Raw genomic sequence first — 14,279 nt, 5'->3', positions numbered from 1 at the left:
CAGACCGTGCTCGAGGCGATGCCCGCGGGCGGGGACCTCGCCGGGGAGGTCGCACGCCGCGGCGCCGTGAGCGAGCAGGCGCTGCGCCGCTACGGCCTCGCCGTCCCCGAGGAGCTGCCCGACGGCGTGGAGCGCCGCGGCGAGCAGCTCGTCGACGCTCGGGCGCTCGCCGACTGGCGGGAGAAGCTGACCGCCCTCGTCGCCGAGGCCGTGCAGGCCGATCCGCTCTCCGCCGGCCTGCCTCGCAAGGCCGCCGCCGACGCGTTGGCGCTGCCCGCCCCGGAGCTGCTCGACGCGATCGTGGCGGCCGCCGGCCTCACGCTCGAGGCCGGCCGGGTGAAGGACCCTGCCGCCGCCACAGGCCTCGGCGCCGCCGAGGACGGGGTCGCGCAGCTCGAACGACGGCTCGCCGAGACACCCTTCCGCGCCCCGGAGGCCGAGGACCTCGCCGCCCTCCGCCTCGGTGCCCGCGAGCTCGCCGCCGCCGCAGCGCAGGGACGGCTGCTGCGACTGCCCTACGAAGTCGTGCTGCTCCCCGCCGCGCCCGCGCTCGCGATGCGGGAGCTGGCCCGGCTCGAGCAGCCCTTCACCACCAGCGAGGCCCGCCAGGCGCTGGGGACGACTCGCCGCGTCGCGATCCCGCTGCTCGAGCATCTCGACCGCCGCGGCTGGACCCGCCGCGTGGACGCCGGGCACCGGGAGATCGTGCGCTGAGCACGGGCCGCGGAGCGTCCTGACACACCGCTGTCCCCCGCATCGTCCCGGGGCGGGCGCCTACTGCTCGGGGCGGGCGCCGACGTGCCGAGGGCCTCAGCGGTGGCCGGCGAGCCAGGCGCGGTGCGCGCCGAGCAGGGCGTTCTGGGCGCGGCTGTGGCCCGAGGGACTGAGCAGCACGGCCGGGGAGGTCGGCGACTCCTAGAGGGCCCGCCCCTCGACCTGGCGTCCGTCGCGCAGCTGCGCGATCGCGACCACCCGTCGGCTCGCGGGCGGGGGCGGCGAGCTCAGCGTGGTCACTTCTCGTGCTCGCCGCCGTGGCAGCACGGCGGGTCCCGACGCCCGCCGATGGGGAGGACTCCCCATGGTCGGTGCTGCGCGGCCTGCCTAGGCTGATCAGCGTCGCCGTGCCCGGCTCGGTCGACAGGAGCAGTGGGGCAGGGGCGGGACCGGACACGGTCCGGTCGCGCGACGAGGACTTCGGGGGAGAGATGATGGCAGGCTTCCAGGGCGGCGACACGGAGCAGATGCGGCAGCAGGGGACCGCCTTCGAGCAGGGATCGCGGACGGTCGACGAGATCACCGACGCCGCGACGAGGCTCATCGACTCCGTGCCGTGGATGGGACCGGACGCGATGGCGTTCCGCGCCCTCTGGCACGGTGTGATCGCGCCCGGCCTGCGCGCGAAGGCGAAGGACCTCCAGGGCCGCGGCGAGGAGATCCGCCGCCACGCCGACGAGCAGGACGAGGCCTCCGCCGGGGACGGGGGCAGCCCGCTGGACATCCTGCGCGACCTGTTCCCGATGCCCTTCCCAGGCCCGCTGATGCCGCTGCCCGCGCCGATCCCCGGGCTGCCCCTCACCCCGGGCGTCATCGACCACCTCCGCAAGGACCTCGAGGACTGGTTCACCGGCGGCGACGGCGACGGGCCGCAGGAGTTCTTCGGCGATACCGGCTTCACCTCGCGCGGCGCGAAGTACGGGGACGACCGACCGATCGGCGAGCAGATCACCGGCGGCGACTCACTGTGGGACGGGCGCGAGATCGACGAGAGCTACGGATTCCTCGACGGGTACGCGGGATACGACTACAGCCTCGGCACCAACGTCACCACCGATCCGTACGGCAACGTGACCGGGACCCTCGGCGGGCGGGGGAGCGCGGAGATCGGCATCGACGACCGCCTCGAAGGACCTCTCGGGACCGGGATCCAGGCCGGCGCCCGGGTGGGCGCGGAGGGCTACGCGGAGGCGGGCGGCACCGTCGGACCGGACGGCGTCGCCGCCGGAGCCCGCGCCGGGGCCGGCGCCTATTCCACGCAGTACGCCACCGTCGACGGCCCGCTCGGCAATTCGGGGACCATCAGGCAGGAGCTCTACGCCGGGGCGAACGCCAGCGCGAACGCGTACTCGCACGTCACGCGAAACGAGGACGGTCAGGTCAACGGCTTCAGCCAGGGCTTCGACGCCCGGGCCTTCGCCGGGGCGCAGGCGACCCAGACCTTCGAGGCGACCGCGCCCGGCGGTTGGTTCTCGGGCTCGACCTCGATCAGCGAGAAGGTCGGCTACGGAGTCGGGGCGGGAGCTGGGCAGACGATCTCCACCGATGAGATCTCCGTCAGCGTCGCCGGATCGATCGCGAAGGATCTCGGACTCGGCGGCTCCACCACCGTGGCGGTCCATCCCAACCAGATCGTGAACACCTTCACCCCCGGCGACTACGACATCGACGACGCGATCGGCGACGCCTCCGGAGCGTTCCAGGGGGCCACTGACTACGTCTCCGACAAGTGGCCGTTCTGAGCAGCGTCGCCGTCGGCCGGATCGCCGTCGCACCCAGCACCGGGCGCCGGCGGTCAGCCGCGGCGGGTCAGCGTCGTCCCGGCGTCCAGCCCTGCTGAGGGCCCCGGGCCTGCGCCCACCACCGGGCATGCGAGGCGACGAGGTCGCTCGCCGCCTCCCGGTAGGCGCCGTCCGCGCTGTTGCCGCCCTCTCCCGAGGACATGGCCAGCGCGCCGATCACCTGCACCCTCCCGTCGCGGCGATGCAGCGCGACGGCGCGGGGGCCCCGGCGTCCCGAGGGCACCTCGACGTGGGCGATCTCCGAGAACAGGACGACGCTCGGGGCCCCGAGCACCCCGTACCAGGTCACCCGGTCCGGACCGACGAGCACGCGGCGCCGCGCCCCGACCAGCGCCATCACCGCCCCGGCGAGGCCGAACACCGGCAGGCCGAGCAGCATCCCGAGCAGGCCCGGGCTGCGCGTGAGGGACCAGCCGAGCACCGGCACCGCGCCGAAGACCAGGACCGCGACCACGACGAGGGCCACGCCCATCCACAGGAACATCCGGTTGACCCCGGAACGGTACGTGCGGATCTGCATGGCCCGCGCTCCTCCCGCGTCCGGTCGTTCAGGCCTTGCTGCGCGGCTGCTTGACCGGCGGCTCGCCGAGCTCGACGTCGCGGGTGGTGATCTCCTCGCCCGCCCCGGCGACCAGCTCGAGCTTCTCGATCCGGCCGAGCGCCGTGAGGTCCGCCGCGGCGGCCTCGAGGTGCGCGAGCGCCGCCTCGGGAGCCTCGACGGTCACGGCGAGGATCGGGGTCTTCTGGGAGACCTTCGCGTCGGACTTGATGCGCCGCACCACGATCGCGGCCTGGGCGACGGAGTCCACGAGCGCGGAGTCCTGGCCCTGGGCGGCCTCGCGCAGCGGCGCGGACTCCGGCCAGGGCTGGGTGTGCACGGAGCCGCCGCGCCACCACGACCAGACCTCCTCGGTCGCGAACACGATCACCGGCGCGAACAGGCGCAGCAGCACCTCGAGCACGATCGCGAGCGCCGTCCGCGCGGAGGCGGCACCGGCCTCGCCGGCCGGGGAGTTGCCGTGGGCGCGCTCCTTGACCAGCTCGATGTAGTCGTCGCAGAACGCCCAGAAGAACGGCTCGACGGCTTCGAGGGCACGGGCGTAGTCCATGTCCTCGTTCGCGGTGGTGGCCTGGTCGACCACGTCCGCGAGCTGCGCGAGCAGCGCCCGGTCCAGCGGATCGGTGACCGCCGCCGGATCCGCGGCGAGACGACCCGCCGGGTCCGCGGGAGCCTCGCCGAATCCGAGCGCGAACTTCGAGGCGTTGAGGATCTTGATCGCGAGGCGTCGGCCGATCTTCATCTGGCCCTCGTCGAAGGCGGTGTCCACGCCCTGTCGCGCACGGCCCGCCCAGTAGCGCACGCCGTCGGAGCCGTGCTGCTGCAGCAGGCCGATCGGGGTGACCACGTTGCCCTTGGACTTCGACATCTTCTTGCGGTCGGGGTCCAGGATCCAGCCGTTGATCGAGGCGTGCTTCCACGGCAGTGCGTCCTGCTGCAGGTGGGAGCGCACGACGGTGGAGAACAGCCAGGTGCGGATGATGTCGTGGCCCTGCGGGCGCAGGTCCATGGGGAAGATCTTGGAGAACAGCCCGTCCTCCCCGTCGTCCGAGTTCCAGCCGCCCGCGAGCTGCGGGGACAGGGACGAGGTCGCCCAGGTGTCGAGGATGTCGGGGTCGGCGACGAAGCCGCCGGGCTGGTCGCGCTGCTCCTCGGTGAAGCCGGCCGGCACGTCGATCGTCGGATCGATCGGGAGCTCGTCGACGGACGGGGTGAGCACCGTGTCGTAGTCGGTCTCGCCGTCCTCGCCCACGCCGTACCAGACCGGGAAGGGCACCCCGTAGAAGCGCTGGCGGGAGATCAGCCAGTCGCCGGCCAGGCCCTCGACCCAGTTGCGGTAGCGGGACTCCATGTAGGCGGGGTGCCAGGTCAGCTCCTTGCCGCGGGCGATGAGCTCGTCGCGCAGCCCGCCCTCGGAGGAGTCACGGCCGCCGTTGGTGAGGTACCACTGGCGGCTGGTGACGAACTCGAGCGGCTTGTCGCCGTTCTCGTAGAACTTCACCGGGTGGGAGATCTTCTTCGGCTCGCCGACGAGGTCGCCGGATTCGGTGACCATCTCGACCACGCGCTTCTGCGCGCTGAACACGGTCAGGCCCGCGAGCTCGGCGTAGGCGGCCTGGCCCTCGGCGGTGGTGATCCACGGCGCCTCGGGCAGGAAGCGGCCGTCGCGGCCGACGACGGAGCGGGTGGGCAGCTCCAGCTCGCGCCACCAGATCACGTCGGTGGAGTCGCCGAAGGTGCAGATCATCGCGATGCCGGCGCCCTTGTCCGCCTGGGCCAGCGGGTGCGCCTTCACGGGCACCTCCACGCCGAACAGAGGAGAGGTGACGGTGGTGCCGAACAGGTCCTGGTAGCGCTCGTCGTCGGGGTGGGCGACCAGGGCCACGCAGGCAGGGAGCAGCTCGGGGCGGGTGGTCTCGATGAAGACCTTCTCGCCATCGGGGCGGGTGAAGCCGATGCGGTGGTAGGCGCCCTCGCGGTCGCGGTCCTCCTGCTCGGCCTGCGCGACGGCGGTGCGGTAGGTGACGTCCCACATGGTGGGGGCCTCGGACTGGTACGCCTGCCCGGCCTCGAGGTTCTCGAGGAAGGCGCGCTGCGAGGTGGCGCGGGAATGGGCGTCGATCGTCTGGTAGCTGTGGTTCCAGTCCACCGACAGACCCAGGGTGCGGAAGACCTCCTCGAAGGACTTCTCGTCCATCGTGGTCAGCTTCTCGCACAGCTCGATGAAGTTGCGGCGGGAGATCGGGACCTGGTTCGCGGCCTTGGAGGACTTGTTCGAGCCGCCCTCCATCGGGGGCGTGAAGTCCGGGTCGTAGGGGAGCGAGGGATCGCAGCGCACCCCGTAGTAGTTCTGGGCGCGACGCTCGGTGGGCAGGCCGTTGTCGTCCCAGCCCAGCGGGTAGAAGCAGTTCTTGCCGCGCATGCGCTGGTAGCGCACGATCATGTCGGCCTGCGAGTAGCCGAAGACGTGGCCGATGTGCAGCGAGCCCGAGGCCGTGGGCGGCGGGGTGTCGACGCTGAACACCTGGTCACGGGTGGTGTCCTCATCGAAGGCGTAGAGCTGCTGCTCGCTCCATACGCCGTCCCACTTCTCCTCGAGGCCCTCGAGGGAGGGGCGATCGGGGATCGAGGTCTGGGCGTCAGGGCGCGATGCGGTGTCGGTCATGGGGTCATTGTTCCAGGTCTGCGCCCCCGTGCAACGCAGGCGTCAGCACTGTGAGCGCTCTCGCGCGTGACCGGGACCGCGACCGGTCGGAACCTGCTCGTCCGGCAGCAGCCCTCGGCGGCCCCCGTCACTCCGCTGCGCGGGCGTGGAGGAAGGACCCGGCGGCGATCACCGCGTTGAGGACGGTGGCCGCGACCGCGAGGGCGAGGAAGATCCAGTCCTCCGCGGTGGCCGAGGGCTCGTCCATGAACGCGCCGTCGGTCGCGATGACCAGCACCTGCATCACGCCAAGCAACAAGGTCACCAGCCCCGCCATCGCGCAGAGCATCCCGTATGCGCGCAGAACCCAGCGGGGCGCGAGCGGCGGCAGGCCGCGGCCGGTCACAAGGCCGCGAATGAAGCGTCCGAGCCCGGCCGGCTCGAGCAGCTCGAGCGGCACCGGCGGGTCGTCCCAAGGCGCCGCCGCTGTACCGTCCACCCCCGGATCCAGCACGGCGATCGTGTCGGACGGCAGATCGAGGAGGTCGACGAGCTCTGCGAGGGGGTCGCGATCCCGGGCGTCTGCACGCATCAGCGAGCGCAGGCGCGGGAGATGCTCCGACGACTCGGGGGCGAGCACGAGCAGCTCCTCGGCGAAGGCGTCGCGCACCGACAGCTCGGCGCTGACGACGTCGGTCCATCCGGTGCCCCAGTCGTGCGAGGCGTACAGGTTCTCTCCGCGGTGCAGCTCGAACCCGGCTGCGCCGTTCTCGCCTCGCCACAGCAGCAGCGCCCGCTTCTTCCGCGAACGCAGCCCCTGCGCAGCGATCATGCGCCCGACAGCATCCGCCAGCTGGGGGCCGAGCTCGGGATTCTCGAGCATGAGCAGTCCCGACCAGCCATCACCGAGGTCGGCCAGCGCGATGTCTCCGAGCCCGGTCGCGGCGATCTGACCGGTCAGGCGCGTCGCGGCGGGCGTGGTCCGGGAGAGAACGAGTGCTTGCAACGGCTGCGGCCGTGAGGGGGTAGGGAGGCCGGTGATCGCGGCGAGCTGTTCGACGAAGCTGTTCGGCTCGCTGCGCCGGGCGAGCAGGTCTCGCAGCGCAGACCGGGTCTCGTCCGAGGCCCCGAGCGCCGCGGAGAGCTCACGCGCTGCCCCGTCCGCACCGTCCTCGTCGGCCGGATGCTCGCCGTCACCGACCTCGACGACGCCGTCGGCGTCGTCGACGCGCTCCTCGTCCTCGCCCTCGTCCACGGCCCACGACCAGGAGCGGGTCACCCCGTCACGCCGGACGCCGAGAGCGATCTCCATCTCGCCCGCTTCGTCCACCAGGATCGCGGTCCTGATCTCCTCGATGAGATCCGGATCCTCGACCCAGGCCACGGTCCAGCCCGTCGCGGATTCGGGGCCGACGGAGGCGTCGTCATCGCCTGCGAGCAGATCGAGCACCGTCGAGCGCGGGGCGAGGAGGAAGCTGAGCACGGCTCATCGTAGAGCCGCGCGGGGTCGCTCGCGCGTACCTCGCCTCACGGCACCCGCGCGGTCCACTCCTCGGTGCCGAACTTCGTCTCCACCAGCTCCCGCGCCTTCGCCAGCTCGTCCTCGGTGTACATCGAGTCGACGGTGTCGTAGCGGGCGCGGAAGTACTCGAGGAACCCGTCGATGATCTGCTCGCGGGCGAGGCCGGTCTGCGAGCGCAGCGGGTCCACGCGCTTGTTCGCGCTGCGGGTGCCCTTGTCGGAGAGCTTCTCGCGGCCGATCCTCAGCACCTCGCCCATCTTGTCCGCGTCGATGTCGTAGCTCATGGTCACGTGGTGCAGCAGGACGCCGCCGGCGAAGCGGCGCTGGGCGGCGCCGCCGATCTTGCCCTGCTCGGAGGCGATGTCGTTCAGCGGCACGTAGTGGGCCTTCACCCCGATCTCCGCGAGGGCGCCCATCACCCAGTCGTCGAGATACGCGTAGGCCTGCTCGAAGCTCAGCCCCTCCACAAGAGACGTCGGCACCACGAGGGAGTAGGTGATGCAGTTGCCCTGCTCCATGAACATCGCGCCGCCGCCGGTGATGCGGCGCACCACCCCGATGTCGTGCTTCGCGGCGCCCTCGGCGTCGATCTCGTTGCGCAGCGACTGGTAGGAGCCGATCACCACCAGCGAGGAGTCCCAGTCCCAGATCCGGAAGTGGGGGCGGCGCCGCCCGGCGATGACCTCCTTCGGCAGCACCTCGTCGAGCGCCACGTGCATCACCGGGGGCATCACCACAGGGCCGATCACATCGAAGGTGAGATCGTCCCAGCTCGAGGCGTGCCCGAGGGCTCGCCGCACGGCGATCGCGACCGCCTCGGCATCGAAGCCGATCATCTGCACCGGCTCGGGGAGGGCGGCGAGACGGTCGGTGATCGCGGCGCCGAGCTCGGCGGCGGTCGCGTCGGTCGCCATGCCCTCGAGCGCTGTGTTCAGGTCCTCGAGCGCCTCATCGGGCTCGAGGAAGAAGTCGCCGAACACATGCGCGGAGGCGATCCGGCCGTCCTGGGCGGTGACGTCGACGGCGACGAGCTTGCCGCCGCGGACCTTGTACTCGCCGTGCATCACCGGGGTCTCGCTCGAAGCATCCATGACCCCATCCTCGCGCATCCCGGCACGGCGCGGCGGGGCCGACGGGTCATGCCGGGCCGGCCGGCCACGCGGAACCGGCGTGCCGACGGGGCACGGGGCCGACGAGCACAGGCCGCGAGATCACGGGATCGTCAGCGAGCGCAGCGCCCGGTGGACCTCCCACACGAAGTCCGCGGTGGACTGGCTCTTGCGAGGCGCCACCGCATAGGTCTCCTCCGGCCGATCCGCCGTCGCCTCACGCGTCACCTTCGGGATCAGATGGGTCCAGTCCCGCTCGCCGCCCACCCAGATCCGGTAGGTGGTCCCGGTCGCGTCGCCGCGATGGAGCAGGCGCAGCCCCATCGTGGTCGCGGTCAGCGCCGGCTGTCGCCGTGCAGGGGCGGCGTCGAAGCCGCGGTCCCGCAGCAGCATCGGGTTCAGCACCGCCCACAGCAGCAGGCGCGCCCCCTCCACCTCTGGGGAGGCGGGGGCGCCGATCAGCTCCTGCGGCGCGGGCATCGCGCCCTCGTCGGTGCGCCAGGCCGTGCGGCGGGCGAGGGTCTCCAGGCGCTCCGTCGCCTCGGCCCTCTCCTCGTCGGTGCGGGGCAGGCCGATGCCCAGCGGCACCGGCTCGTGACCGGTGCGCTGGAGGTGCACGGGCGTGCCCTGCTCGACCTCGCCGAACTCGAGGCCGGTGCGGTGCAGGCGCACCCCCGCCTGGAGGTGCGCATCGGTCTGGCCGCGCCGGGTCGAGAAGTGCGGGCTGGTGCCCAGCAGGTCGCGGGAGGCGCGGTGCATGACGTCGAGGTGGCCGCGGAACTCCCGGGCGACCGACTTCTTGGTCAGCAGCCGCTTCGCCTCCACCGGGTACTGCACGATGGGCCGGCCCGAGTTCTCGCCGATCTCCCCGATCGTCTCCCACAGCGCCTGATGGCCGGGATCGGCCTTCGACATCCGCCGGGCGAGCGAGCGCCAGCTCGTGGCCTGCACCCGCTCGGGCAGCTGCTCCTCGCCGCCGACGAGGTCGCTGCGGCGCGAGACCGCCAGCAGCAGATGGTGCTCCGAGGTGCCGAGCGCGGCCAGGTGCTTCTCGAGCTGGGTGGTGCGCAGCAGCCCGTCCGTGCTCACCACGATGCCGAGGCGGGCGCCGTCGTCGGACTCGGGGGAGGTCGGGAGGATCTCGGCGACCAGGTCGGGGGAATGGCGGTGCAGGCGCGGTGCGGCGACGATGCTGCCGGTGGCGCGCTCGGTCCGGAGCACCGTGCGCAGGAACGCACGGCGGCTGCGCGGGGCCATCAGCACGAACTCGAGCATGTGGCGGAGGATCACGTCGGCGCGCACGGGCCGCTCGGTGCGCTCGGCGCTCTCCGGGGCGTTGACCGTGCGCTCGACGGCGTAGGTGAGCATCTGTCCGACGGTGGCGTAGGAGCGGGCCATGGTCCTCCTTCTCTCGCGCCGTGCCCTGCCGCGGCGGGGACTGCCGGGCGGGAGACGGGATCTCTCAGTATCCCCCGTGGACCAGTGTGCATCAGGGCAGGTCGCGGAGCACGGTGTGTCCCCGCATGAACGCAGGGGCGCGCCCGGTGCGGCGTCGGCCGGGCCGGTCCGGGGAGGAGGGGGCCGGCGAGCCCGCCGTCGTCAGCCCGGACGGTCCCCGGCGTTGATGCGCCGCACGAGGTCCTCGACGGCCGGCTCGGTGAGGGAGAGGTCCTGCACCTCGGCCTGGGCGCCGATCCGGGTCAGCAGCGCCGGCACGGTCAGCTCCGCCCCGGAGAACGCGATCCGGTGACGGATCCCCTCCGCCTCGATCGCGAGGGTCCGCGCCCCCTCGGGCAGCGCGAGCGCTTCGAGACGCGGCGCGGCGAGGTCGAGCACGAGCTCGCGCGGCGAGCCGAGCCGCTCCCGGAAGCCGGCGAGCGCGCCGTCGTAGGCGACCTGCCCGGAGGCGACCACCACGATCCGGTCGCACAGCCGCTCGACGTCGCCCATGTCGTGGGTGGTGAGGAACAGGGTGGTGCCGCGCTCGGCCCGGTCCTCGCGCAGGAAGCGTCGCAGCCCCTCCTTGGAGACCATGTCCAGCCCGATCGTCGGCTCGTCCAGCACCACCAGCTGCGGGGAGTGCAGCAGCGCCGCGGCGACCTCCCCGCGCATCCGCTGCCCGAGCGACAGCTGACGCACCGGACGGTCGAGGAACCCGGCGAGGTCCAGCCCCTCCACGAGCCGATCCAGGCGCGCGCCGAGGGCCCGAACGGTCAGGCGGTGCATCGCGCCGAGGATCCGGTAGCTGTCCCGCAGCGGCAGGTCCCACCACAGCTGCGAGCGCTGCCCGAACACCACCCCGATCTCGCGGGCGAGACGCCGACGCTCCGGCACCGGGTCGCGCCCCAGCACCCGCACGGAGCCCGCCGTGGGCTGCAGGATGCCGGTGATCATCTTGATGGTGGTGGACTTCCCGGCGCCGTTCGCGCCGACGAAGCCGACGGCCTCTCCGCGCTCGATGCGCAGCGAGATCTCGTCGACCGCGCGCACCTGCTGCCGCCGGCGCCGGCGGGAGCCCGGGGCGGCGGCGCGCACGACGTAGTCACGACGCAGCTGCGCGAGCTCGAGCGCGGGGGAGGACTCGACGTCGGGGCTGCGGGCGCCCGACGGGTCCGACGGGGTCGGGAGGGACGGGACGGGGTGAGAGGTCATCCACCTGCTCCTGTGTAGCGACGGACCCCCGAACGCCAGAGCACCAGGGCGATGGTCCAGGCAAGGACCGCCACGGGCAGACCGATCCATCCCGCCCAGGACGGGACCAGTGCGGGGCCGGGCAGACCCAGCAGCGCGAGGGCGGGGGCGTAGGCGATCAGGGTCGCCGGGATCACGACGGTGAAGAAGGCCCGCATCGGCAGGGCGAAAACGGCGCCGGGGGTGGTGGCGACGTAGTTGCCGCCGTAGGTGAAGGCATTGGCGAACTCGCGCCCGTCCACCAGCCAGAACTGCAGCGCCCCGGCCATCGTGAACAGCGCTCCGAAGATCAGCGCGCCGGCGAACGGGGCCAGCACCGCGAGCAGCAGCAGCGCCGGGGTCGGGGAGAAGCCCGCGATGGCCAGCGCGGTCACGTACATCCCGAGCCCCACCGCGATCCTCCCGATGCGCCGCAGCGAGAGGTCCAGGCTCGAGATCTGCAGCAGCAGCGGCACCGGGCGCATCAGCAGCGTCTCCAGGCGCCCGGAGCGGATCTGCGCCGAGAGCCCGTCGATCTCCCCGAAGAACATGTCGCCGATCCCGAAGGCGAGGGCGCCGAGCCCGTAGACCACCGCGACCTGCGAGAGCGTCATCCCTCCGAGGACGCCGACCTGGGAGAGGATCACCCACAGCTCGAGGAACTCGGTGCCCACGATCAGCACCTGGCCGAGCACGTCGGCGAGGAAGCTGGTGCGGAACGTCGCCTGCGAGCGCAGGCGCGAGCCGTAGAGGGTCGCGACCATGCGCGCGGTCGAGACGGGGCGGTCCTGCGCCCCCGTTCGGCTCCCTTCACTCGCGGCGCCCGGCCTCTCCTGCTCAGCCACCCTGCACCTCCAGGCTCCGCGTGCCGGCGCGCAGCATCGCCCAGGCCGCGAGCGCCAGCACTGCCGTCCAGCCGATCTGCACGCCGATCAGCCCGAGCGCCTCGGCGGGCGGGACGCGGCCCGCGAGGGTGTCGATCGGGGTCTGGATCATCGAGGGGAACGGGGTCGCCCGCGCGATCGCCAGCAGCCAGTCCGGGAACCACACGATCGGGATGAGGAAGCCCGAGAGCAGGTTCATCGTCGCGTTGTAGACGACGGTCAGCCCGCGGGTCTCCACCAGCCAGAAGGCGGCGAGGTTCACCATCATGTCGGCGAGGAAGGCGACCGTGATCGCGAGCAGCAGCGAGAGGGCGCCGAGCAGGTAGGACAGCGGATGCTCGGGCAGGGCGAGCCCGGTCACCAGGGCGCCCACCACCAGCGGAGGGATGCCGCGGGCCAGCAGCAGGAACGCCGCGCGGCCGAGCTTCTGCGCGTAGTGGAGGCTGAGCAGGTCCACGGGGCGCAGCAGGTCCACCGCGATGTCGCCCTGGTGGACCCGCTGGGACACCTCCCGGGTGCCGAAGGCCTCGATCGGGGCGAGCAGCGCCTGGCCCAGCCATACATAGGTCGCCGCCTGCAGCATCGTGTACCCGCCGAGCTCGCCGCCCGCCGTGCCGATCGCGGCGAACATGATCGAGGCGCGGATGAACCCGAAGATCGTGTTGGTGAAGATGCCCGCGGCGGTCGCCATCCGGTAGGTGGAGTACTGGCGGAAGGCGGCAGCGGCGATCCGTCCGTGAGCAGGCACTCGATCAACCTTAGTGCGCTGTGGGACGTGCCACAAGACAGAGGTGGGTGCTGCGCGGGCCTGCACCTCGGCCCCGTCGGCGCCCCCGGCGCTCGGACCGTCCTCCCTGCAGTGGAGCGCCCGCGGGCATCGGCCGTCTACGCTGTCCCGGTCCCCGTCCCCCTGAGCGAACCGGACCCTCATGAACTCGAATCTCGACAGCGCCGTCGACTCCGCCGCGGAGGATCCCGCGGCGGCGCGCGGCGCCGCTGACTCCGCCGCGGGCACCCCCTCCGCGGCTCCTCGTCGTCCCCGCTTCGGCCTCCTGCCCCGCATCCTCGTCGCGATCGTGCTCGCGATCCTGCTGGGCCTGGTGATGCCCGAGTCGATCGCCCGCGTCTTCACCACCTTCAACGGGATCTTCTCCGGCTTCCTCGGCTTCCTCATCCCGCTGATCATCGTGGGCCTGGTGACCCCGGCGATCGCGGAGCTCGGCCGCGGCGCGGGGAAGATGCTCGCCGCCACCACCGGCATCGCCTATCTCTCCACCGTGCTGTGCGGGCTGTTCGCGCTCGGGATCTCCCTGGTGCTGCTGCCGCGGATGCTGGACGGCGCGAGCATCGGCACCCTTGAGAACCCCGAGGACTCGGCGATCGCGGCCTACTTCGATATCGAGATCCCGCCGGTGTTCGACGTGATGACGGCGCTGGTGCTCTCCTTCTGCCTCGGCATCGGACTGACCCTCGTGAAGAAGGGCGCCCTGCAGGAGTCCTTCGAGCAGCTGCGCACGATCATCGTGCGGATCATCGAGGCGATCATCGTGCCGCTGCTGCCGCTGTACATCTTCGGCATGTTCCTGGGTCTGACCATGAACGGCCAGATCTGGGCCGTCATCGGCACCTTCCTCGCCGTGATCCTGCTGGTCTTCGCGATGACCGTGGTGGTGCTGCTGGCCCAGTACGGCGTCGCAGGCCTCGCGATGGGGAGGAACCCGCTGCGGATGCTGGGCCGGATGCTCCCGGCCTACATGACGGCGCTGGGCACCAGCTCCTCGGCCGCGACCATCCCCGTCACCGTGGAGTGCACCAAGCGCAACGGCATCCCCGATGCGATCGCCGACTTCGTGATCCCGCTGTGCGCGACGATCCACCTCGCCGGCTCCACCCTGAAGATCACCACCTTCGCCGTCGCGATCATGATCGTCACCGGCATGGAGCTGAACGTCCCGGCGCTGCTGGGCTTCGTGTTCATGCTCGGCATCGTGATGATCGCCGCGCCAGGCGTGCCCGGCGGCGCGATCATGGCCGCCGCCGGCGTGCTCTCCTCGATCCTCGGATTCGACGAGGCGGCCGTGGGCCTGATGATCGCCGCCTACATCGCGATCGACTCCTTCGGCACCGCCACCAACGTCACCGGCGACGGCGCGATCGCCGCGGTCATGACCCGGCTCTCGAAGGGTCGGGTCGAGGGCGACCTCGCCGCGGGCCGGCACGAGCAGGTCCACGGGGTCTGAGGCCCCGCATCCCGCAGGAGTGGCCGACGGCATCGCCGTCGGCCGCTCCTGTCGTCCGGGCGCGTCCGCCCTCCG

Annotated in this window: 11 protein-coding genes; 3 read left to right on the top strand and 8 right to left on the bottom strand. The window is 72.3% G+C overall.

Features of this window, described 5'->3' with window-relative positions:
* On the top strand, positions 1-714 hold a 714-nt coding region (locus HMPREF3159_RS06320; protein WP_210388844.1), incomplete at its 5' end, for a SelB domain-containing protein.
* Positions 715-1,205: 491 nt separating this feature from the next.
* Complete coding sequence (locus tag HMPREF3159_RS06315) at positions 1,206-2,516, top strand: hypothetical protein (RefSeq protein ID WP_070500171.1); 1,311 nt, start codon at positions 1,206-1,208, stop codon at positions 2,514-2,516.
* 67 nt (positions 2,517-2,583) lie between these two features.
* Here HMPREF3159_RS06315 and HMPREF3159_RS06310 read toward each other — a convergent pair whose 3' ends face one another.
* The 8 genes from HMPREF3159_RS06310 to HMPREF3159_RS06275 all read right to left on the bottom strand — a co-directional run bounded on the left by HMPREF3159_RS06310 (position 2,584) and on the right by HMPREF3159_RS06275 (position 12,712).
* Complete coding sequence (locus tag HMPREF3159_RS06310) at positions 2,584-3,096, bottom strand: hypothetical protein (protein ID WP_070500170.1); 513 nt, start codon at positions 3,094-3,096, stop codon at positions 2,584-2,586.
* Positions 3,097-3,124: 28 nt separating this feature from the next.
* Entirely contained in the window at positions 3,125-5,800 is a 2,676-nt protein-coding gene (gene valS / locus HMPREF3159_RS06305; protein ID WP_070500169.1) for a valine--tRNA ligase, read from the bottom strand.
* A gap of 127 nt (positions 5,801-5,927) precedes the next feature.
* Positions 5,928-7,262, bottom strand: coding sequence for a hypothetical protein (locus HMPREF3159_RS17440; protein ID WP_070500168.1), 1,335 nt, complete (start codon positions 7,260-7,262; stop codon positions 5,928-5,930).
* A gap of 44 nt (positions 7,263-7,306) precedes the next feature.
* The gene (locus HMPREF3159_RS06295; RefSeq protein ID WP_070500176.1) at positions 7,307-8,365 is read right to left on the bottom strand and encodes a lipoate-protein ligase LplAB; all 1,059 of its coding nucleotides are present in this window, start codon (positions 8,363-8,365) and stop codon (positions 7,307-7,309) included.
* A 147-nt stretch (positions 8,366-8,512) separates the two neighbouring features.
* Positions 8,513-9,808 carry a hypothetical protein gene (locus HMPREF3159_RS06290; protein WP_070500167.1) on the bottom strand — a complete coding sequence of 432 codons (1,296 nt, stop codon included), beginning with the start codon at positions 9,806-9,808 and terminating at the stop codon, positions 8,513-8,515.
* Positions 9,809-10,009: 201 nt separating this feature from the next.
* Positions 10,010-11,062, bottom strand: coding sequence for an ABC transporter ATP-binding protein (locus tag HMPREF3159_RS06285; protein WP_141748105.1), 1,053 nt, complete (start codon positions 11,060-11,062; stop codon positions 10,010-10,012).
* A complete protein-coding gene (locus HMPREF3159_RS06280; RefSeq protein WP_070500166.1) occupies positions 11,059-11,844 on the bottom strand; it encodes an ABC transporter permease in 786 nt (261 codons plus the stop codon). The genes HMPREF3159_RS06285 and HMPREF3159_RS06280 overlap by 4 nt, the downstream gene beginning before the upstream one ends.
* A gap of 73 nt (positions 11,845-11,917) precedes the next feature.
* On the bottom strand, positions 11,918-12,712 hold the full coding sequence (locus HMPREF3159_RS06275) for an ABC transporter permease (protein ID WP_070500165.1): 795 nt from the start codon (positions 12,710-12,712) through the stop codon (positions 11,918-11,920).
* 181 nt (positions 12,713-12,893) lie between these two features.
* Here HMPREF3159_RS06275 and HMPREF3159_RS06270 point away from each other — a divergent pair, with 181 nt between their 5' ends.
* Positions 12,894-14,204 carry a dicarboxylate/amino acid:cation symporter gene (locus HMPREF3159_RS06270; RefSeq protein ID WP_070500164.1) on the top strand — a complete coding sequence of 437 codons (1,311 nt, stop codon included), beginning with the start codon at positions 12,894-12,896 and terminating at the stop codon, positions 14,202-14,204.
* Positions 14,205-14,279: the final 75 nt, after the last annotated feature.

The organism is Brachybacterium sp. HMSC06H03, from assembly GCF_001807385.1.
Classification (GTDB): Bacteria; Actinomycetota; Actinomycetes; order Actinomycetales; family Dermabacteraceae; genus Brachybacterium; species Brachybacterium conglomeratum.
Note: the sequence above shows the minus strand (reverse complement) of the source record. Positions and strands in the feature narration are given on the sequence as shown.

Excerpts from the sequence above, each read along its gene's own strand:
- HMPREF3159_RS06280 (WP_070500166.1), bottom strand. The coding sequence starts at position 11,844 with ATGGTCGCGACCCTCTACGGCTCGCGCCTGCGCTCGCAGGCGACGTTC.
- HMPREF3159_RS06285 (WP_141748105.1), bottom strand. The coding sequence starts at position 11,062 with ATGACCTCTCACCCCGTCCCGTCCCTCCCGACCCCGTCGGACCCGTCG.
- HMPREF3159_RS06290 (WP_070500167.1), bottom strand. The coding sequence starts at position 9,808 with ATGGCCCGCTCCTACGCCACCGTCGGACAGATGCTCACCTACGCCGTC.
- valS (WP_070500169.1), bottom strand. The coding sequence starts at position 5,800 with ATGACCGACACCGCATCGCGCCCTGACGCCCAGACCTCGATCCCCGAT.
- HMPREF3159_RS06315 (WP_070500171.1), top strand. The coding sequence starts at position 1,206 with ATGATGGCAGGCTTCCAGGGCGGCGACACGGAGCAGATGCGGCAGCAG.
- HMPREF3159_RS06310 (WP_070500170.1), bottom strand. The coding sequence starts at position 3,096 with ATGCAGATCCGCACGTACCGTTCCGGGGTCAACCGGATGTTCCTGTGG.
- HMPREF3159_RS06270 (WP_070500164.1), top strand. The coding sequence starts at position 12,894 with ATGAACTCGAATCTCGACAGCGCCGTCGACTCCGCCGCGGAGGATCCC.
- HMPREF3159_RS06295 (WP_070500176.1), bottom strand. The coding sequence starts at position 8,365 with ATGCACGGCGAGTACAAGGTCCGCGGCGGCAAGCTCGTCGCCGTCGAC.